Source organism: Millisia brevis NBRC 105863 (assembly GCF_001552615.1).
In the GTDB taxonomy this organism is placed as follows: domain Bacteria; phylum Actinomycetota; class Actinomycetes; order Mycobacteriales; family Mycobacteriaceae; genus Millisia; species Millisia brevis.
Map to the genome: position 1 here is coordinate 227,835 of NZ_BCRN01000001.1, position 19,385 is coordinate 247,219.

18 protein-coding genes and 1 pseudogene are annotated in these 19,385 nt (G+C 69.4%); 7 read left to right on the forward strand and 12 right to left on the reverse strand.

The genetic code is table 11. The features are described 5' to 3' along the window. Nucleotides 1-25: 25 nt before the first annotated feature. From MB1_RS01015 to MB1_RS01055, 9 genes are all read right to left on the reverse strand, one after another. The gene (locus MB1_RS01015; RefSeq protein ID WP_066902806.1) at nucleotides 26-994 is read right to left on the reverse strand and encodes a TIGR04222 domain-containing membrane protein; all 969 of its coding nucleotides are present in this window, start codon (nucleotides 992-994) and stop codon (nucleotides 26-28) included. Next, the gene (locus MB1_RS01020) at nucleotides 991-1,839 is read right to left on the reverse strand and encodes a hypothetical protein (protein WP_066902808.1); all 849 of its coding nucleotides are present in this window, start codon (nucleotides 1,837-1,839) and stop codon (nucleotides 991-993) included. The genes MB1_RS01015 and MB1_RS01020 overlap by 4 nt, the downstream gene beginning before the upstream one ends. A gap of 278 nt (nucleotides 1,840-2,117) precedes the next feature. Next, complete coding sequence (locus MB1_RS01025) at nucleotides 2,118-2,894, reverse strand: LLM class F420-dependent oxidoreductase (RefSeq protein WP_066902810.1); 777 nt, start codon at nucleotides 2,892-2,894, stop codon at nucleotides 2,118-2,120. Nucleotides 2,895-2,945: 51 nt separating this feature from the next. Continuing rightward, nucleotides 2,946-3,368 (reverse strand): CoA-binding protein, encoded by a 423-nt coding sequence (locus tag MB1_RS01030; RefSeq protein ID WP_066902812.1) that lies wholly within the window; start codon nucleotides 3,366-3,368, stop codon nucleotides 2,946-2,948. A gap of 18 nt (nucleotides 3,369-3,386) precedes the next feature. Beyond that, on the reverse strand, nucleotides 3,387-4,115 hold the full coding sequence (locus MB1_RS01035) for a sirohydrochlorin chelatase (protein WP_066902814.1): 729 nt from the start codon (nucleotides 4,113-4,115) through the stop codon (nucleotides 3,387-3,389). Further along, nucleotides 4,112-5,236, reverse strand: a complete 1,125-nt coding sequence (locus MB1_RS01040) for a uroporphyrinogen-III synthase (RefSeq protein ID WP_066902816.1) — start codon at nucleotides 5,234-5,236, stop codon at nucleotides 4,112-4,114. The genes MB1_RS01035 and MB1_RS01040 overlap by 4 nt, the downstream gene beginning before the upstream one ends. 19 nt (nucleotides 5,237-5,255) lie before the next feature. Then, entirely contained in the window at nucleotides 5,256-5,654 is a 399-nt protein-coding gene (gene nirD / locus MB1_RS01045) for a nitrite reductase small subunit NirD (RefSeq protein WP_066902818.1), read from the reverse strand. Further along, nucleotides 5,651-8,233, reverse strand: a complete 2,583-nt coding sequence (gene nirB / locus MB1_RS01050) for a nitrite reductase large subunit NirB (protein WP_066902820.1) — start codon at nucleotides 8,231-8,233, stop codon at nucleotides 5,651-5,653. Before nirB ends, nirD begins: the two co-directional genes overlap by 4 nt. A gap of 62 nt (nucleotides 8,234-8,295) precedes the next feature. Continuing rightward, complete coding sequence (locus MB1_RS01055; protein ID WP_084350578.1) at nucleotides 8,296-9,735, reverse strand: MFS transporter; 1,440 nt, start codon at nucleotides 9,733-9,735, stop codon at nucleotides 8,296-8,298. Between the two features lie 372 nt (nucleotides 9,736-10,107). On the opposite strand from MB1_RS01055, the gene MB1_RS01060 reads away from it, so the two are divergent. Both MB1_RS01060 and MB1_RS01065 read left to right on the forward strand, forming a co-directional pair. Then, nucleotides 10,108-11,361: a uracil-xanthine permease family protein gene (locus tag MB1_RS01060; RefSeq protein ID WP_066903423.1), complete on the forward strand. Its 1,254-nt coding sequence runs from the start codon at nucleotides 10,108-10,110 to the stop codon at nucleotides 11,359-11,361. 83 nt (nucleotides 11,362-11,444) lie between these two features. Next, a complete protein-coding gene (locus MB1_RS01065) occupies nucleotides 11,445-11,795 on the forward strand; it encodes a VOC family protein (protein WP_066903425.1) in 351 nt (116 codons plus the stop codon). Between the two features lie 6 nt (nucleotides 11,796-11,801). Here the strand turns inward: MB1_RS01065 and MB1_RS01070 are convergent, their stop codons facing one another. Next, nucleotides 11,802-12,305 (reverse strand): GyrI-like domain-containing protein, encoded by a 504-nt coding sequence (locus MB1_RS01070; protein ID WP_084350580.1) that lies wholly within the window; start codon nucleotides 12,303-12,305, stop codon nucleotides 11,802-11,804. A 124-nt stretch (nucleotides 12,306-12,429) separates the two neighbouring features. Here MB1_RS01070 and MB1_RS01075 point away from each other — a divergent pair. The 5 genes and pseudogenes from MB1_RS01075 to MB1_RS01095 form a co-directional block, all read left to right on the forward strand. Next, nucleotides 12,430-13,761 (forward strand): annotated as a pseudogene (locus MB1_RS01075) (TrkH family potassium uptake protein); the annotation flags it as partial. A 64-nt stretch (nucleotides 13,762-13,825) separates the two neighbouring features. After that, entirely contained in the window at nucleotides 13,826-14,467 is a 642-nt protein-coding gene (locus MB1_RS01080) for a potassium channel family protein (RefSeq protein ID WP_439646916.1), read from the forward strand. Between the two features lie 55 nt (nucleotides 14,468-14,522). Further along, on the forward strand, nucleotides 14,523-15,863 hold the full coding sequence (locus MB1_RS01085; RefSeq protein ID WP_066902826.1) for a TIGR01777 family oxidoreductase: 1,341 nt from the start codon (nucleotides 14,523-14,525) through the stop codon (nucleotides 15,861-15,863). 56 nt (nucleotides 15,864-15,919) lie between these two features. Beyond that, complete coding sequence (locus tag MB1_RS01090) at nucleotides 15,920-17,098, forward strand: cytochrome P450 (RefSeq protein WP_066902828.1); 1,179 nt, start codon at nucleotides 15,920-15,922, stop codon at nucleotides 17,096-17,098. Nucleotides 17,099-17,137: 39 nt separating this feature from the next. Further along, entirely contained in the window at nucleotides 17,138-17,323 is a 186-nt protein-coding gene (locus MB1_RS01095; protein ID WP_157083841.1) for a hypothetical protein, read from the forward strand. Between the two features lie 6 nt (nucleotides 17,324-17,329). Here the strand turns inward: MB1_RS01095 and MB1_RS01100 are convergent, their stop codons facing one another. Continuing rightward, nucleotides 17,330-18,130 carry a family 1 encapsulin nanocompartment shell protein gene (locus MB1_RS01100; protein ID WP_066902832.1) on the reverse strand — a complete coding sequence of 267 codons (801 nt, stop codon included), beginning with the start codon at nucleotides 18,128-18,130 and terminating at the stop codon, nucleotides 17,330-17,332. Then, on the reverse strand, nucleotides 18,127-19,176 hold the full coding sequence (locus MB1_RS01105; RefSeq protein ID WP_066902834.1) for a Dyp-type peroxidase: 1,050 nt from the start codon (nucleotides 19,174-19,176) through the stop codon (nucleotides 18,127-18,129). Before MB1_RS01105 ends, MB1_RS01100 begins: the two co-directional genes overlap by 4 nt. Nucleotides 19,177-19,385: the final 209 nt, after the last annotated feature.

Below are 19,385 nucleotides of genomic sequence, written 5' to 3' on the forward strand. Positions count from 1 at the left end.
TGCCCACTCCCCCTGGTCGATGGTCTCAGTCACCGCCGCCACATCCTCCCCCGCCGCAGCCCGGACCGGCATGGCCTCCCCCACCGCCGTGGCCACCAACGCCCGCGTCCGCCCATACCCCGTAGGCACCCGAGCAACTCGCGCTGCCCCCATAACTGAAGCCGAGCAGGCTCACTCCGAACAGGGCTCCCGCCCGCCGCCGCTCGGCCACACCCCCTGCGGCCGCCGATTCGGTGCGAACAACCCGGCCGATCGAGTCGACGGCGTCCGGGCCGAACAGCGCCACGGCCATCGCCGATTCGCGCGGGCCGTACAACCGCGTCGACGGGCGCCGGTCCGGCGTCAGATGCCGGTAGGTGTGCGCCAGTTCGGCGATCACGCGGTCCCCCCGGCTGGTGCGACGCAGGCTTCGCCTGCGTCCGAACCATTCCCGCACCAGGTCGACGGTGAGCACCACCGCGCGGATGAGCAGAACGGCGGCCGCAACACCGAAGACCCAGCGCAGCACGGTCGGCACCGGTGAACCGAAGACCACCAACCCCACCGGACCGAGCAGGATGCCGGGCATCGCCATCAACGCATCGGCAACCACCCGCCACCGTCCCGGTGGACACCCCAAGTACCCGCGATCGGTCACCTCGGCGCTCAGGTTCCGCCAGTCGTGGCCCGGGTTCCGGATCAGTCGATCGTAGGTAATGGTCGTGGACCGGGGCACCTTTCGCAGCACTGCGGCGGTGAAAGGGTGCAATGTCGCCGTCGGCTCCGTCCCGCGGCGCCGCAGATGCCTGCCCCGTTCGACGGTGATCCGCTCGAGTAGGAGCAGTTCGGTGATCGCGACGGCAACCGCGTGCGGATACGAGAACAGGGCGCCTACCTCGACCGGTTCCAGCTCCGGCTCGTCGCCCCGACGTGCTCCGGGGCGGGGGCGATCCCGGAGGGCGAGGACGGCGCCGACGAGGTATCCGATGGCCACCAGCCACCACAGGTGATTCACGACACCCTTCCCTTCCGCAGGTCGGTCGCCCACATTTCGACAGCAGCCCCCCAGGACGCGAATGTCCTTGGTGCCGTTCGTATCCTGATGTCGCGGAACGCTTCGTGGAGCGCCGGTTCGGAGTCGCGTACGGCCTCGGGCCCGTAGATCGCCGCGCCCATGGCGGTTTCGCGCGGCTCGTGGACGGTTGGCGCCGGTCGATGATGCGGGCCCAGGTGGCGGTAGCGCTCGCGCGCCCGGCGCAGTTCACCCACGCCGCGCGGGGTCGGTCCGCTGCGGACCCGGTCGTACGGGTTGCTGTGCAGCACAGGAACGATCAGGGCGGCCCCGGTCACCGCGCAGATCAGTACCGGCGCGAAGGCCGCCGCCGACAGCACACCGGTGGCGATGCCGATCGCCCCCAGAGCCCCGACGACCAGCGGAGCGACCGTCACCCAGCCGGAGGCCGGGCGCCGCAGATATCCCCGTTCGATCAGATCGTCGCGCAGCGCGCCCCGCGGACCGACGGTCGCCGTCTCCGCCTCGGCCGGCGGCCGTCCCCCGCCAGCGGCGACGGCGCGCCCGACATCGTTCACGAACGGATGCGTCCATTGCTGCGCGCGACTCCCGGTCGCGTGGACTCGGCCGGCGCGGACGACGATCGCGTCGTGCGCGGCCAATTCCGTCAGCGCGACCAGGACGGCGAGCCGATCCGATGTCAGCATTCCGAACTCGACCGGTGCGAGAGCGGGGCGCCGCCCCCACGGCACCGCCGATCCGTACAGGACGGCCCATGCGATTCCCGTGCCGACCAGGGTGAGCACGACCACCGCGAGATATCCGACGGCCGGCCCCCATTCGGGCACGTTCGATAATCCCCCCATGCCGATCCCCTCCCCGGATCATGCGTAAGCGCTTGCGCACCTGGTCCGTTCAGTATCGGGAAAATCCGGAAACTTCAGGTGGCGAGGTCGAATCGATATATTGCCGTTATCGCGAATTCGTGGGACCCGCCCCCGAATACCTGCCCTGACCGGCGCTTTTGTCGCCGCACCTCGAGAGGCTTTTCCGGCAGACCATTACGGCCGGAGCGCATGGTGCGCCCGGCCGTAATGATTTCGAGATTCTTATCGACGAATTCGTCTCACTGCTTGTCGCGCCAGGCGATCCACTTTTCGAGAGCGCTCAGGTCGTAGTCGGGTCCACCGACACCGATGGTGAACAGCGACGCGCCCGCCTCGACGAAAGCCGGTCCGATGTCCTCGGGTTCACCTTCGCGCACCCCGATCGAGCGCTCGATCAGCAAGGGGTCGCGGCCGACGGTCTCGCAATGCCGATCGAGGACGCCGCTCTTGTGGGTGAACACCTCGAGATCGCCGAAGGAGTGCCAGATGTCGGCGTACTCGGCCACCAGGCGCAGCGTCTTCTTTTCGCCGCCGCCGCCGATCAGCACCGGGATGTGGCGCGTCGGCGGGGGGTTCAGCTTCTCGAGGCGGGCGGTGATCTTCGGCAGGGCGCCGGCCAGATCGTCGAGTCGCCCACCGGCGGTGCCGAACACGTAGCCGTACTCGTCGTAGTCCCGCTCGAACCAGCCCGATCCGATGCCGAGGATCAGCCGGCCGTCGGCGATGTGGTCGACCGTGCGGGCCATATCGGCCAGCAGCTGCGGGTTGCGGTAGCTGTTGCAGGTGACCAACGCGCCGATCTCGATCCGCGAGGTCTGCTCGGCCCACGCGCCGAGCATCGTCCAGCACTCGAAGTGCTTGCCGTCGGCATCGCCGTACAGCGGATAGAAGTGGTCCCAGTTGAACGCGATATCGACGCCGAGCTCCTCGGCGGCGGTGAGGGCATCGCGGATCGCGCTGTAGTCGGCCTGCTGGGGCTGCAGTTGAACACCGATACGGATGGGGTGTGCGGTCATGACGGCGACGCTACTCCCGACGGGTGAACGTCCCTGGCGCCAGTCGCCGGGTCAGTCGAGCACGCCGCGCTTGCGCCATTCGATCGCCGGGCAGGTATCCATCACCATCGGCACGCCGGCGGCGGTGGTCCGCTCGAAGGCGTCCTCGTCGACGACGCCGAGTTGGAACCACACCCCCTTGGCGCCGACCTTGACCGCTTCGTCGGCGAACTGGCCGGCGGCCTCCGACCGGCGGAAGACGTCGACCACGTCGATCGGGAACGGGACGTCGGCCAGCGAGGCGTAGCCCTGCTCGCCGAGCACGGTCGGGGCGGACGGGTGGATCGGCACGATGCGCTTACCGCGCGACTGCAGCAGCGCGGCGATCCGATAGGCGGTCTTCGACGGATCGCCGGACAGGCCGACCACCGCCCAGGTCTCCAGCTCGTTCAGCATCGAGTCGACGGCCGCCGGGTCCTGCCAGGAAGTGCTCATCCCTCAACGGTAGCCGCGTCAGGCGACGCCGGCGGTATCCGCCGGTTGCGGGGCTCCCAGCCCTTCGGCGGCCGCCCGGTACCGCTCGACGACGATCTCGATCAGCGCCGGGTGGGCACCGATCGGCGCGGTGACGATGCCGGGGTACGCGGCCTCCAGGCGGTGCTGGAAGAAGCCGGGGGCCAGCAGGTAGGACAGCACGGTCACCGCGCGGTCCGGGTCGCGCCGGCGGGCGTCGGCCACGGCGTCGGCCACCGATACGTCCGGTCCGGCGACGCAGCCGTGATCGACGCGGGTGCCGAGCAGGTGCGCGACCCGCGAAGCCATATCGCGGGCATCGCGCTGCGAGCTAGGGTCGCTGGAACCGGCCGGGGCCAGCACCAGGTGCGAGTCGGCTTCCGGCTGCGCCTCGAGCAGACGGTCGACGACGATGCGGGCCAACCGGTCGTCGGGGCCGAGGGCATCGGCGACGGCGACCCCGGGGCGGCCCTCGGCGGCCTCGGCGATATCGCGGTGCACGTGCACCCCCGCGGACAGCAGCAGCGGAACGACCACCGCGCGGCGCCCCTCGGCGGCCACCCGGTCGAGCACATCGGCCACCGCCGGCTTCTGGACGTCGACGTAGGCCAGGCGCACCTCGACGTGCGGCAGCGCCAGGCGCACATCGCGGGCGATGCGCTGCACCATCGCGCGGCCGTGCGGGTCGCGGGTGCCGTGTGCGGTCAGGATCAGGGTGGGAATCATCATGCCTCCGTCACGGCCAACGAGTAGCCGCGCTTCACTACGGTACGGACGAGATCCGGAGACCCCGTTGAGCTGCGCAGACGGGCGATCGTCACGTCGAGCGCGTGCGGATTGCGAGCATCGCCGGGCAGCAGGTCGAGCAGGTCGCCGCGCAGGACGACGTCGCCGTGCGCGTCGACCAGGGCGCCGAGGATGATCCGGCAGGCCGGGGCGACGGTGATCGTGCGGCCGTCGAGCACGATGTGCCGGGCCCGCACCAGCAGCGGGCCGGCGACGGTGTCGATCGGCCGCCGCTGGGCGAAGTGGCCGACCAGCTCGCGCAGCATCGCGCCGAGCCGCCACCGTTCGGGTACCAACGGCTTCAGACCCACCCGCAGCAACGGTTCGGCGGTGATCGGGCCGACGGTGGCCACCACCAACCGATCGGCGGCGATCAGATCGCGCATCCGCTCGATCTGTTCCGGCTCCGCGCCGGTCAGCCACGCCTCGACGCCGGGAGCCGAGGTGAACACCACCGCGTCGAGCTGGCCGTCGGCGGTGGCCGCCACCGAGGAGCACAGCGCCACCCGATCGGCGCTCTCCCAGCGGTAGGTCATCACCCCGGTCACCTTCGCGCCCGCCTCGACCAGCGCGGCGTCGAGACCACCGGCACCCGCACCGTGCAATTGCACGGCGACATGTTGCCCGGCGATCCCCTCGTCGAGCAGGTGTCGCTGGATCTCCTCGACCGTCTCGGAACCGGCCACCCAGTCGGGGCTCAGGTCGGCCGCCTCGATCGCACCGCGGGCCTTGGGACCGCGGGCGATCAGCCGAGAGCGGCCGAGGGTGGCGAGCAGATCGTCGGCGAGACCGACCGCGTCGGCGGCCTCGATCCAGGCGCGGAAGCCGATCGCCGTGGTCACCACGACCACATCGGGCTGATCCGCGAGCAGGGCGCGGGTGGAGCGGACGGCGGCGTCCTCGTTGGGGTGGGCCACCGAGCGCAGCGCCGGGTGGTGTTCCACCAGGGCGCCGCGTCGCTCGAGGGCTACGCGCAGTTCGGTCACGCGGCGATCGGCGGTCACCGCGATCACGCATCCGGCCAAGGGCAGCGTCGCCGAGCCGGACAGGTCGTGGTCATTCATCAGGGGGCCGTGCACCCCCCTACGTGCATTCGTCGCCGTGGACACCGGCGACATCGACCAGAACCCGACCATTTTCCACCACCGCCGGATAGCTGATCAGGTCGGCCGTGTCGGACCGCGCCGGCATTCCGGCCGGATCGAGGCACAGACCGTCCACCAACGAGAAGACCTGCTTGTAGATCGGGGAGGCGATCGTCGGTGTCTCGCCCCGCGAACCGGTGATTCCGCGCGAGATCACCGCCGCCCCGGAGAAGGGGCAGATATTCGACACCGCGAAGACGCTGTCGTCGCTGAGCCGAAAGACCGCGATCTGGCGGTCGTCGACCAGGGCCGCGACCCCGAGTTCCGGAATCAGCTGATCGAAGGGACAGATGTCGACGTACCGGGCCGAGTCGGCGTCGGGCAGCACTGCGGTCATGAACGGACCTCCAATGTCGGCGATGCGATGACGACCGGGCCGGACTGTGTGTCCCGGTCGGTGGCTGCCCTGTCTCGATCGGTGGCCGGGCGTCGCTGCCCGCGTTCGAGGACGTAGGCCAGGGTCGGGTCGACGGCGTCGGGGGCGTTGACGAAGGGGGTGAACTGTCGCAACCGCTCCGGATCGCGCAGCACCGCGGCCCATTCGTCCTCGTACGCGTCGACATGGCGAGCCATATGCGCATCGAGCTCGGCCCCGATGCCGAGCGCGTCGTCCACCACGATCTCACGGATCCGGTCGAGCCCGCCATCGTGATCCTGCTGCCAGACCGCGGTGCGCTGCAGACGGTCGGCGGTGCGCACGTAGTAGACCAGGTACCGGTCGATCACCCGGATCGCCGTTTCCGTGTCGACGTCCTCGACCAACAGCTGCGCGTGCCGCGGGGTGAAACCGCCGTTGCCGCCGACGTAGACGTTCCAGCCGTTGTCGGTGGCGATCAGCCCGACATCCTTGCCGCGGGCCTCCGCGCACTCGCGGGCGCACCCGGATACGCCCAGCTTGAGCTTGTGCGGGCTGCGCAGGCCCCGGTAACGCAGCTCCAGTTCGATCGCCAATCCGACCGAGTCCTGAACCCCGAAGCGGCACCAGGTGGAGCCGACGCAGGACTTGACCGTGCGCAACGACTTTCCGTAGGCGTGGCCGGATTCCATCCCGCCGTCGACCAGGCGCTGCCAGATCGGCGGGAGCTGGTCGAGCCGGGCGCCGAAGAGATCGATGCGCTGGCCGCCGGTGATCTTGGTGTACAGCCCGAAGTCGCGGGCGATCTCGCCGATCAGGATCAGCTGCTCGGGGGTGATCTCGCCGCCGGGTACGCGCGGGACGACCGAATAGGTGCCGTCCTTCTGCATATTGGCCATCACGCGGTCGTTGGTGTCCTGCAGCGCGGCGCGATCCTCACCGAGGACGTGCTTGCCGTAGAGCGAGGCGAGGATCGAGGCGATCGCCGGCTTGCAGATATCGCAACCGCGGCCGGTGCCGAAACGTTCGATGATCGCGGCGAAGCCGGTCAGCCCGGTCACCATCACCGCGTTGAACAGCTCCGCGCGCGACATCGCGATGTGCTCGCACATCGCCGAGGACACCGTGATGCCCTGCTTGGCGAGCTCGCCGGCCAGCAACTTCTTGACCAGCGGCACACAGGAACCGCAGGAGGTGCCCGCCTTGGTGCACTGCTTGACCGAGGCGACGTCGTGGCAGCCGTCGCAGACCGCCTGCCGGATCTCGCCGGCCGAGACCGCATTGCAGGAGCACACCGAGGCGGCGTCGGGCAGTTCGGTCTGCGGCCGGGCGGCGCCCTCGGGCAGCAGCCAGGCACCCGGGTCGCCGCCGAGTTCGGCGCCGAGCATCGGCCGCAGCGAGGCGTAGGCGGACGCGTCGCCGACCAGCACGCCGCCGAGCAGCGTCTTCGCGTCGTCGGTGACCACCAGCTTCTTGTAGACGCCGGTGACCGGGTCGGAGTGCACCACCTCGAGCGCACCCGGGGTCTGGGCGAACGCGTCGCCGAAGGAGGCGACGTCGACGCCGAGCAGCTTGAGCTTGGTCGACATGTCGGCACCGGGGAAGTCCGCTTCCCCACCGAGGAGTCGGTCGACGGCGACTTCGGCCATCGCGTAGCCCGGTGCGATCAGGCCGAGGCAGCGGCCGCCGATGCAGGCGACCTCGCCGATCGCGTAGACGTTCGGATCGTCGGTGCGGCAACCGTCGTCGACGACCACCCCGCCGCGCGGACCGGTCGCGAGCCCCGCCGGACCGGCGAGATCGTCGCGCGGTCGCACGCCGGTGGCCACGACGACCACATCGGCGGGGATCACCTCACCGTCGGTCAACCGAAGCCCGGAAACCGTTCCGTCCGCACCGATCTCGACGGCCTCGCTCGCCTGGCCGGTGCGCACGACGACGTCCATCCGCTCGATCAGCCGGCGCAGCGCGTGGCCGCCACCCTCGTCGACCTGCAGGGCCATCAGCCGCGGCGCGAACTCGACCACGGTGGTGTGCGCCTGCAGGCCGACCAGGGCGCCGGCGGCCTCCAAACCGAGCAGACCGCCGCCGATGACCACGCCCCGCACGGGACGACCGAGCTCCGTTGCTCGGGTGGTCACCCAGTCCTTGAGAGTGACAACATCTTCGATGGTTCGGTAGACGAATACCCCGGGCGCGTCGGCGTGCGGCAGCGGCGGTACCCAGGCGTACGAACCGGTGGCCAGGACCAGGTGGTCGTAGTCGATCGGATCGGCGCCGTCGACCTCGATCCGGCGGGCCGCCCGGTCGATTCCGCTCGCCCGGGCGCCGACCCGCAGGTCGACCTCGGTGTGCTCCCACAGCTGCGGATCGCCGAGGGCCAGGTTGCGCGGATCGACGCCGGAGAAGAAGGAGGACAAGGCCACCCGGTCGTAGGGCAGGTGGTTCTCCTCGCCGACGACGGTGACGCGGAAGCGGCCGTCGGCATCGCGGGAGCGGAGGGATTCGACGAATCGGTGGGCGACCATGCCGCCGCCGACAACTACTACGTGTTCGGTCATTCTCGGTCCTTACGGTCTTTCGTGTACCGGGGGCTGTCCGGGATACGGCGGATCGGGAGCGATCAGACCCGCGCCATGGTCGCGCCGGGGCGCAGGTAGAACGCGGCGGTCACGACGGCCATCACCAGGAAGACACCGACGTAGATCTGCAGGGCGGGCACGATCGAGCCGGTCAGGTCGGTGGAGAAGCGGTAGATGAACGGCACCAGGAAGCCACCGAACGCGCCGACCGCGGAGATCAGGCCGATGGCGCCGGCCGCGCGCCGCTTCATCTCCAGCCGGCCCTCCGGGGTGTCGTGGCCGTGCACGATCGCCAGTCGGGTGAATACCGACGGGATCATCCGGTAGGTCGACCCGTTGCCGATGCCGGTGGCGATGAACAGCAGCAGGAAGGCGATGAAGAACAGCACCAGGCTGCGCGATTGCACGCCGATCACCGCGATCACACCGGCGCCTGCCATCACCAGGAAGGCGACGAAGGTGACCGCCGAGCCGCCGACCCGGTCGGCGAGCTTGCCGCCGAGCGGCCGCGAGATCGAGCCGACGAGGGCGCCGAGGAAGCCCCAGGTCAGGGCGATGTCGGTGCGTTCGAAGACCGACCGCAGCAGCGTCGGGAAGGCGGCGGAGTAGCCGATGAAGGAGCCGAAGGTGCCGATGTAGAGGACGGCGATCAGCCAGGTGTGCAGGTGCTTGGTGGCGTTGATCGTCGGCCGGATGTCGGCCTTGGCCTCGCGCAGGTTGTCCATCTGGAAGTACGCGAAGACCGCGGCGCCGATCGCCAGGACGAAGTAGAGCAGGCCCGCGTTCGCCAGCCCGGCGCCGATCCCGCCGAGCGCGACCACCAGCGGCACGATCTTCTGGGCCACGGCGACACCGATATTGCCACCGGCCGCGTTCAGGCCGAGGGCCCAACCCTTTTCACGTTCGGGGAAGAAGAAGGTGATGTTCGCCATCGAGGAGGCGAAGTTGCCGCCGCCGAGTCCCGCGGTGCCGGCGACGACGAGCAGCACCCAGAACGGGATGCCGGGATTCGACACCGCCCAGGCGAGACCGAGGGTCGGAATCACCAGCAGCAGAGCGGAAATCACCGTCCAGTTGCGTCCGCCGAAGATCGGCACGGCGAAGGTATAGGGGATGCGCATCATCGCGCCGACACCGGAGGCCACCGCCACCAGGGTCAGCGCCTCGCCCGCGGTCAGGGCCCAGCCGTTGGTACCGGCGGCGGTCAGGGTGCCGTCGGCGGCGAAGGTGCCGGTCATCATCACCACGACGATCGACCAGAGCAGCCACACCGAGAAGCCGATGTGCTCGGCGACGATGGACCACAACAGGTTCCGTCGGGCGATCGGCTTGCCCGTCGCATCCCAGAAGTCGACGTCGTCGGGATCCCAGTGTTCGATCCAGCGGCCGGGGCCGATCAGTTCGGCCGGGGTGGGCGGGGCGGAGCTGTTGGCGTGCGGGGTCGATGTCGATGTCGACGCGGGCGAAGGCGCGGAAGTCATGTTCGTGTCCCTTTCCGGGAGCTATCGGAGAACCTCGAAATGTCGAGCACTGACGACGCGGCCGTCGGGCGTATGCGGCCCGACATTGGGCTTCCGCATGGGTGAAGGGCTCGATCCCGCGATGAACACCACCGTAGGAATCGGACATTCGCGCTTCGATACACAACGGTTAAACGTCCGCAACATGCAACTACCGCCGCGCGGACCGCCGCGATGAGAACTTCGACATATGCCCGTAACAAACGGTGGCCGGGCCTTCTCACGGTGCGCCACATTCGCTGCACCGGGCCCGGGGAAACCGACCGATCGTCGGCACGATATCCCCCGCGCGCCGAATTGCCGGTCGGCACCCGGTCGTCCACTCTGTCCTGCATGAATATGAGCTGGAAGCTGCACGGCGACGGTCGGACGATCGCCGCCGACGAGATCGTCAAGCCGGATGAGCGGCTGGCGTGGCCCGCGACGATCGGGCTCGGTTTGCAGCACGTCGTCGCGATGTTCGGCGCCACCTTCCTGGTGCCGCTGCTCACCGGATTCCCGCCGACGACCACCCTGTTCTTCTCGGGTGTCGGCACGATCCTGTTCCTGCTGATCACCGGCAACCGGCTACCGAGCTACCTCGGCTCGTCGTTTGCGTTCATCGCGCCGATCACCGCGGCGGTCGCCTCGGACGGTCCCGGCGGGGCGCTGTTCGGCATCATCGCGGTCGGTGTCCTGCTCGCCCTGGTCGGTGTGCTGGTCCAGTTCACCGGCACCGGCTGGATCGACGCGCTCATGCCGCCGATCGTCGCCGGCGCGATCGTGGCGCTGATCGGCTTCAACCTCGCCCCGGTCGCGAAGGCCAACTTCGCGATCTCGCCGTGGATCGCGCTGATCACCCTGGCCGCGGTGATCCTGTGGACGGTGATCTTCCGCGGCCTGATCGCCCGCCTGTCGATCTTCTTCGGTGTCGTGGTCGGTTACATCGCCGCGGTGATCGCCGGGCAGATCGACTTCACGCCGGTCTCCGAGGCCGCCTGGATCGGGTTGCCCGACTTCCAGTCCCCGACGCTCGCCTGGTCGGTGCTGCCCGCGTTCCTGCCGGTGGTGCTGGTGCTGATCGCCGAGAACGTCGGGCACGTGCGCAGCGTCGCCCACCTGGCCGACCCGAGCCTGAACAAGCTGACCGGTCGCGCGCTTTTCGCCGACGGTGTCGCCACCACGATCGCCGGCGTGGGCGGCGGCTCCGGTACCACCACCTACGGCGAGAACATCGGCGTCATGGCCGCCACCAAGGTGTACTCGACCGCCGCGTACTGGGTGGCCGGTGGCTTCGCGATCGCGCTGGGCTTCCTGCCGAAGGTCGGCGCCCTGGTCAACACGATCCCGCCCGGCGTGCTCGGCGGCGTCACCACCGCTCTCTACGGCCTGATCGGCGTGATCGGTATCAAGATCTGGATCGACAACAAGGTCGACTTCTCCCGCCCGGCCAACCAGTTCACCGCCGGCATCGCCCTGGTGATCGGCATCGCCGACTTCACCTTCTCCAACGGGTCGCTGACCTTCAACGGTATCGCCCTGGGCACCCTCGCCGCGATCATCGTCTACCACGTGATGACCGCGATCGAGCGCGTTCGGACCCCCTGACGGCCCGACCGGAAGAGACCATCCGTCGGCGGCCGGTTCACCGCCGCCGACGGGTGTTCAATGGGGACATGGCCACCAGTGAGATGTCCACCAACGGTATTCAGTCGATCTTCCTCGAAACCCACAGCTGGAAGCAGACCGCCGAATTCCTGCAGGCCCTCGGCTACTCCATCGACTTCGAGACCGACCACAACTCGGGTCAACTGCGCAACGCCACCGGCCCCACCATCTTCGTCGCCGAGGTCCCTGCCGAACAGCCGGTGCGCACCACCCTCGCGCTCGAGGTGCCCGACGCGGACGCCTTCTTCGCCACCGCGCCCGTCGAGGTCGTCGAACCGTTCACCGAGACCCATTACGGGACCAGGGAGATGACGGTTCGCGACCCCGACGGCCGGATCTGGAGCCTGCAGGCGCCGCTGGTCGACCCGAGCTGAGTGGGATCAGACGACCGGCAGGATCAGGTCGGTGCGCAGCCGACTCGGGTCGATACCCGGGAACGGCTCGGTGACGTAGGCCTCGATGGTGCGGCCGGTCGGCTGGGCGCCGGCGTCCAGCGCGGCCTTCGCCAGTCCGGCCCAGGCCTCGGGAAGGCCTTCGTAGGAGCCGACATGGCTGGCCGCCCAGGCGGTGCCCGGCTCGAGCGTCACCGGCACCGCGACGTAGTCGCCGAGTTCGAGCGGGCCGTCGATCGGCTCCGCCACCGGGAAACCGATCTCGAGGTCGAAGACCTCGAAGGGGCTGCCGTTATAGATCGCCAGCGCGGCGCCGACGGGGATGAAGGTGCCCTTCTCGGCTGCGGCACCGAGCGCGGAGAAGGTGCCGTCGAAGAGGGCGGGTAGCGCATCGAGAGTGGTCTTCTCGTGCCGGACGACCACCAGGTTCAGTTCGGGGATCGACACCTGGACGGGTGTCTCGTGGGGATATTCCGGAATCAGGGAACTCACCCGGCCACCCTATCGACCGCCCCCTCCGTTTCGGTGGTTCGGGCCGCAATCGGGCACCCCATCGCGGAGCCGCCACTAGGTTCATCGATGTGTTCCGCTCGCGCGAACCCAGGCGGCCCGGCAGGCGACCGTGACGCTGACCCCGACACGCATCGTCGCGCTCAGCTTCGCCGTGGCCATCGCGATCGGCACCGGTCTGCTGATGCTGCCCGCCGCCCGCGCCGACGACATCCCCACCGGCGTGGTCGACGCACTGTTCACCGCCACCTCGGCGATCTGTCTGACCGGGCTGGTCATCGTCGACACCACTACCCATTGGTCGGGATTCGGTCTGGGGGTCATCCTGGCGCTGATCCAGATCGGCGGACTGGGCATCATGACGATGGCCTCGCTGGTCGGACTGCTCCTGGCCGACCGCATCGGGCTGCGCGCCCGCCTCAACACCGCCGTCGAGGCCCGCTCGACCGGCGGCATCGGCGATGTGCGGACCGTGGTGCTCGGTGTGGTCAAGATGAGCGTGATCCTCGAGCTGATCACCGCGATAGCCCTGGCGGCGCGCTTCCACCTCGGCTACGACGAAACGGTCCCCCGGGCGATCTGGCTGGGCGTCTTTCACGCGATCTCGGCGTTCAACAACGCCGGCTTCGCCCTATTCGGCGACAACATGATCGGCTTCGCGGGCGATCCGTGGATCTGCCTGCCGCTGATCGCGGCGGTGATCACCGGGGGTATCGGCTTTCCGGTGCTCTTCGAAATCGGCCGGCATCTGCGTCGCCGCCGCCCGCCGCGCTGGACGGTGCACACCCGGCTGACGCTGCTGACCACCGCGGTGCTGCTGGTCGGCGGGACGGTCGCGGTGCTGGTCCTCGAATGGCAGCGCACCCTGGCCGGTTTCTCGATGGGTGAGCGTCTGTTGGTGGCGTTCTTCCAGGGGTCGATGCCGCGGTCGGCCGGATTCAACAGCGTCGACTACGCCGCGATGGACCCGGCGACACTGCTGGTCACCAACGTGTTGATGTTCATCGGCGGCGGCAGCGGCAGCACCGCGGGCGGCATCAAGGTGACCACCTTCGCGCTGCTGCTGTTCGTGATCCTCGCCGAGGTGCGCGGCGAGTCGAAGGTGACCATCTTCGACCGCACGATGGATCCGCGGGTCCAGCGGCAGGCCCTGTCGGTGGCGTTGCTGGCGGTGGCGCTGGTGATGGTGCCGACGATCGTGCTGCTCGCCGGGACCAGCTTCGATCTCGACCACATCCTGTTCGAGGTGATCTCGGCATCGGCGACCGCGGGGCTGTCGGTCGGCCTGGCTCCACAGCTGCCGGTCTGGGGGCAGGTCATGCTGGTCGCGCTGATGTACATCGGCCGGATCGGGTCGATCACCCTGGTCAGCGCGTTGGCGGCGCGCACCCGCACCCGGCGGTACACCTACCCGCAGGAGCGCCCGCTCATCGGCTGAGCGACGCGCCCACATCCGGACGACAACGAGAGGAACGGCAGTGGCGACTAAGGACACCTCGAATGTGGTGGCCGTCCTGGGGCTCGGGCGCTTCGGACGGTCGCTGGCGCTCGAGCTGATGCGCGAGGGGGTCGAGGTGCTCGGTGTCGACTCGCGCGAGGTGGTCGTCCAGCGCCTCTCCGGGCAGCTGACCCACGCCGTCGTCGCCGACACCACCGACGAGGAGTCGCTGCGGCAGCTGTCGGTACACGAGTACACCCGGGCGGTGGTCGCGATCGGCACCGATCTCGAGGCCAGCCTGCTGACCGCCTCGGCGCTGCTCGACATGGAGATCCCGAATATCTGGGCCAAGGCGACCAGCTCGGCGCACGCGAAGATCCTCACCCAGATCGGCGTCCACCACGTGGTGCAACCGGAGTACGACATGGGCAAGCGGGTCGCCCACCTGGTGCGCGGACGCATGCAGGACTACATCGAGTTCGACGACGGGTTCGCCCTGGCCAAGACCACGCCGCCGGCGTTCGTGATCGGTCGGCGGTTGGCCGATTCGACGATCCGCACCAAGTACAAGGTGACGGTGGTGGCGATCAAGCGCCCCGGCGAGGGCTTCACCTACGCGACCGAGGACACCGTGCTGGCGCCGGAGGACACGATCATCGTCTCCGGAACGGTGCACGACACCGAGCGCTTCACCGACCTAGCATGAGACCGCCCGGCACGAAACGTGGCCGGCAGCGCCGGCACCCACCATGATGGGGCCTATGAGCTTCCGCCAGACGGACGACTTCGACACTTCACCGGAACAGCTGTGGGCCTGGTTGTCGCGCCCCGGCGCCATCCACCGCCTGATGCCCCCGTGGCAGCCGATCACCGTGGTCCGCGAGGCGGCGAATCTGCGGGACGGCCGCGCGCAGTTGCGGGTCCTCGGGCTGCCGTGGACCGCCCGCCACGACCCGTCCGGGTACATCGAGGGCTCCCGTTTCGTCGACGAACTGCTCGTCCCGGTGCCCGGATTTCTGCCGCTGCCGACCGTGGTGCCGTGGCGTCACGAACACACCCTGGAGGCGAGCCCCACCGGGGTGAACATGACCGACGAGGTCAGCACCCCGGCACCGGGCGCCCTGCTCGATGGGATCTTCCGGTACCGCACCCGACAGGTCCGCGACGACCTCGCCGCCCACCGCCGGTACTCCGCGACGCCGCTGACCGTCGCGGTGACCGGCACCAACGGGATGATCGGCACCGCGTTGACCGCGCTGCTGTCGACCGGTGGACATCGGGTGATCAAGCTGGTGCGGAAGGCATCCGGGGGCGACACCCTCGAACAGCGGGTCTGGGACCCGGCCGCGCCGACGCCGGAACTGTTCGCCGACGTCGACGCGGTGGTCCACCTCGCGGGCGCGCCGATCCTCGGCCGGTTCACCGAGGGACACAAGCAGAAGGTGCGCGACTCGCGGGTCGGTCCGACCAAGCTGCTGGCGCGGGCGGCGAGCGCCGCCGGGGTGTCGACCTTCGTCAGCGGTTCGGCGATCGGCTTCTACGGCGCCGACCGGGGCGACGAGGAGTTGCCCGAAACCGCGGGGCGCGGCACCGGATTCCTCGCCGATGTGGTGGCCGACTGGGAGGCCGACGCGGTCGACGGCGTCGGGCCCGACACCCGACTGGTGCGGGTGCGCACCGGAGTGGTGCTCTCCCCGGCCGGCGGCATGCTGCGCCTGCTGTACCCGATGTTCGCCGCCGGGCTCGGCGGACCGCTCGGCGACGGCAAGCAGTGGTTCTCCTGGATCTCGTTGGACGACATGGTCGAACTGCTCCTGCGCGCGGTGACCGATCCGGAGCTCTCCGGGCCGATCAACGCGGTGGCCCCACATCCGGTGCGGTACAGCGAATTTGCCCACACCCTCGGGAAGGTGCTGCACCGACCGGCGATCCTGCCGGTGCCCTCGCTGGGTCCGCAGGTCCTGCTGGGGCGCGAGGGCGCCGAGGAGTTCGCGCAGGCCGACCAGCGAGTGGTGGCCGCCAAGCTGTCCGACGCGGGTCACCACTACCGCCACCCGACGATCGACGTGGCGCTGGCGCATCTGCTCGGGAAGGCCGACTGACACCACCGCCGCCCGGCTGCCCTGCGCGGTCGCGGCAGCGCCCCTACGCTGATCGGGTGATCGACGCCGCGGAGCTTCTCGATCTCGGCGATCCCGACGTCGTCGCCGACCCGTATCCCCACTTTCGGGTGCTGCGGCAGCGGGCGCCGCTGGCTCGGCACAGCGGGCTCGGCATGTATGTGGCCACCGGCTACGAGCAGTGCGCGCAGGTGCTGCGGGAGCGCGGGATGGGACGCACCTTCCGGCCGCGTGTTCCGGCCGCCGAGTGGGAGACCTTCAACTGGTTGCACGCCGACGCGATCCTGGAGAACGAGCCGCCCACCCATACCCGGTTGCGTCGGCTCGTCCAGGGCGCCTTCGGACGCGGGCATGTGGAGCGGCTGCGCCCGCGGATCGAGGAGTTGACCGCCGGTCTGCTCGATCGGTGCGCCGAGCGCCTGGCGGAGACCGGCTCCTTCGACGTGATCGCCGAACTTGCCGAGCCCCTACCGGTATTGGTGATCGCCGAACTGCTCGGCTGGCCGCAGGACGATCGGCATCTGCTGCGGCCGTGGTCGCAGGCCATCGTGAAGATGTACGAGGTCGACCGCACTCCCGAACAGGAGGCGGCGGCGGTCCGGGCGAGCGACGACTTCGCCGCCTACACCGAACAGCTTGCCGCCGAACGCACCTCGCATCCGGGTGACGACCTGCTGTCCGATCTGGTCCGGGCCCGCGACGGTGCGGATCGGCTGACGACGCGAGAGTTGATCGCGACGGTGGTGCTGCTGCTCAACGCCGGCCACGAGGCGAGCGTCAACGGCTTCGGCAACGGGATCGTCTCGCTGCTGGAGTCGGGCGGTCCTGCAGGCGCCGGCGCGCCGCTGGTCGAGGAGATGCTGCGGCACGATTCGCCGCTGCAGATGTTCGTGCGCACCGCGTTCACCGATGTCGAGATCTCGGGGACCACGATCCGCGCGGGTGAATCGGTCGCCGCCCTGCTCGGCGCCGCCAATCGCGACCCCGCGGTCTTCGAACAGCCCGATCGCTTTGTCCCCGAACGTGATCCGAACCGGCATCTCGCCTTCGGCCTCGGCATCCACTTCTGCCTCGGCGCCCCGCTCGCCCGCCTGGAACTGGAGGTCGGCGTCGAGGCACTGTTGCGCCGCTTCGGCCCGCTGCGCGTCGCCGAGGCCCACCGCCGGCCGACCTTCGTGCTGCGCGGCTACGAACGCATGGCCCTCACCCGGGGCTGATACGGTCGCAGCGGCCATCGACGAACGGGGGATGCAGTGGTGCCGGACAGGGTGAAAATTACCGCGTTGGCGGGTTTTGTCGCCATGGCGTTCTGGCAGTTCTTTGCCGTCGCCGCCGATGTCGGTAAACAACGCATCCTGATGTGGGCGCTGCTGCTGTTCGTGATCTCGGCCGGGATCACCTGGCTGGTCACCGGCCGGCGGCAGCGCTCGGATACCCCCTGATCCCGCTCAGCTGTTGAGCGCCACCGCTGCTTCGGCCGTGTCGACGATGAACGTCAGCGTCTCCTGCAGGTAGAGGGTGATCGTCGTCGCGTCGTGCGCGAGGTAGCCGATCGACAGATCCTGGCCGAGCCGCAGGGTGTAGTCGCCGCCGCGGGTGGACAGCAGCGCCGCGCCGGTCAGGGCGGGCGCCCAGACGATGTCGTCGACCACCCGGCTGAGGTGGGCGTGGATCGGATAGCCGTGGTCGGAGGTCTCGGTGACCTCGGTGTACAGATCGGCGCTCAGGACCAGCGCATAGGGACCGTCGACGCCGGCCAGGCGCAACTCCCCCAGCCCATGGGCGACGGCGGTGGGCAGTTCCCGTACATCCGAGGGCAGCGTGATCGGGGCGTTGGTCGACTCCGGCCGAACGCCACCGATCCTGGCGTCCTCCCACCCGTCGAAGATCGCGCGGTCCTCGGCGAAGGCGATGCGCTTGGCGGCCTCCCGCGCCGGGTCCCAGTCCGGGTCCGGAGCGCCGCGCTCGACGTCGTCGACCGCCTGCCGGGAGACGACGAAGGGCACCCGCAGCTCGACGATCGGCTGCACCGTCCGCAGCTGCGAGAGCAGACCGTCCTCGGAGGACGCCAATTCGGCGACATGACCGGTGCCGACCGCGGAGAGCTTGTAGCCGCCCGGCTCGGCGACGTCGACCACCCGGCGGCCGGCGACATTCGCGGTGAAGGTCGACCGCACCTCGCCCTCGAGGTCCTTCCAGGCCGCCTCGGAGACGGGAGCGAGCTCGCGGTGCAGATTGTTGACGGTCATGGCGTGCTCCTTTTGAGGCTGCCGATGCCGAGCGAGGCGTCGGCGGTCGGTGCGGAATCGTCCGGGTCCTGCGAGGTGATGTCCTGCGCCGCAGCGGAATCGGCGGCCGCGGGTTGGGCGTCGAAGAAGGTGGGCGGCGGGGTGTAGAAGAGCACCCCGGTCACCGCGGTCGAGAAGTCGAGGATCCGGTCGGTGGTACCGGGAGGGTTGCCCAGGAACATATTTCGCAGCATCTGCTCGGTGACCGCCGGGGTGCGCGCGTAGCCGATGAAGTAGGTGCCGTATTCGGCGGTCCCGACCGCACCGAAGGGCATGTTGTCGCGCAGGATCTGCAGCTGGTTGCCGTCGGCGTCGTTGACGGTGTTGAGCGCGACATGCGAATTGACCGGCTTGACGTCGTCGGGCAGTTCGACATCGGCCAGCTTGGTGCGGCCGATCGCGGCTTCCTGCTGCTCGACGGTCAACGCGTTCCAGGCCGACATGTCGTGCAGGTACTTCTGGACGATCACGTAGGAGCCGCCGGCAAAGGTCGGGTCCTCGTCGCCGATCACCACCGCGTCGAACTTCGCCCGGCCGGTCGGGTTCTCGGTGCCGTCGACGAATCCGAGCAGATCACGCAGGTCGAAGTAGCGGAAGCCGTGCACCTCGTCGACCACCTCGGCGACACCACCGAGCCGATCCATGAACAGCGTGGCCAGCTCGAAGCACAGGTCGAGCCGCTCGGCACGGATGTGCAGCAGCAGATCACCCGGAGTGGACGGAGCATGGTGCACCGGCCCGTCCAAGGCGATGAACTCGTGCAGATCGGCCGGCCGCGGTCCGGCGTACAGCCGATCCCAGGCGTCGGAGCCGATCCCGATCACCAGGGACAGGTTGTTCTCCGGGGATCGGAATCCCACCGAGCGCAGCAGCCCACCGGAATCGGCCAGCACGTCCCGCACGGTCGACTCACCGCCGGGGGAGATCGTCAGCACCAAGAAGATCGCCGCATGGGTCACCCCGTCCAGAACGGCGCCGGGCTCCGGATAGTGCGCCTCGTCGGTCATTGCCGCCCCCTCTCGACGCGTTCCGGTGTGCCGTCGATCGGGCTCGACACACGGGGTCGGACCGGATGCCGCTCCCGCCCGAGGTTAGCCTCAGCAACCCCGACCCGCACGGGTCGAGGATCGGCGACACGGACGTTACCCGTTCCGCGGAGCAGCATTTCAGCTTTCTACCATCCCGACGCTACCGAGGGCCGGGCGGGGCGCGATCG

What these genes read in the sequence shown, in the direction of transcription:
- MB1_RS01025 (WP_066902810.1), bottom strand. Translation starts at nt 2,894, where the DNA reads ATGACCGCACACCCCATCCGTATCGGTGTTCAACTGCAGCCCCAGCAG.
- MB1_RS01030 (WP_066902812.1), bottom strand. Translation starts at nt 3,368, where the DNA reads ATGAGCACTTCCTGGCAGGACCCGGCGGCCGTCGACTCGATGCTGAAC.
- MB1_RS01035 (WP_066902814.1), bottom strand. Translation starts at nt 4,115, where the DNA reads ATGATGATTCCCACCCTGATCCTGACCGCACACGGCACCCGCGACCCG.
- MB1_RS01040 (WP_066902816.1), bottom strand. Translation starts at nt 5,236, where the DNA reads ATGAATGACCACGACCTGTCCGGCTCGGCGACGCTGCCCTTGGCCGGA.
- nirD (WP_066902818.1), bottom strand. Translation starts at nt 5,654, where the DNA reads ATGACCGCAGTGCTGCCCGACGCCGACTCGGCCCGGTACGTCGACATC.
- nirB (WP_066902820.1), bottom strand. Translation starts at nt 8,233, where the DNA reads ATGACCGAACACGTAGTAGTTGTCGGCGGCGGCATGGTCGCCCACCGA.
- MB1_RS01055 (WP_084350578.1), bottom strand. Translation starts at nt 9,735, where the DNA reads ATGACTTCCGCGCCTTCGCCCGCGTCGACATCGACATCGACCCCGCAC.
- MB1_RS01060 (WP_066903423.1), top strand. Translation starts at nt 10,108, where the DNA reads ATGAATATGAGCTGGAAGCTGCACGGCGACGGTCGGACGATCGCCGCC.
- MB1_RS01065 (WP_066903425.1), top strand. Translation starts at nt 11,445, where the DNA reads ATGTCCACCAACGGTATTCAGTCGATCTTCCTCGAAACCCACAGCTGG.
- MB1_RS01085 (WP_066902826.1), top strand. Translation starts at nt 14,523, where the DNA reads ATGAGCTTCCGCCAGACGGACGACTTCGACACTTCACCGGAACAGCTG.
- MB1_RS01100 (WP_066902832.1), bottom strand. Translation starts at nt 18,130, where the DNA reads ATGACCGTCAACAATCTGCACCGCGAGCTCGCTCCCGTCTCCGAGGCG.
- MB1_RS01105 (WP_066902834.1), bottom strand. Translation starts at nt 19,176, where the DNA reads ATGACCGACGAGGCGCACTATCCGGAGCCCGGCGCCGTTCTGGACGGG.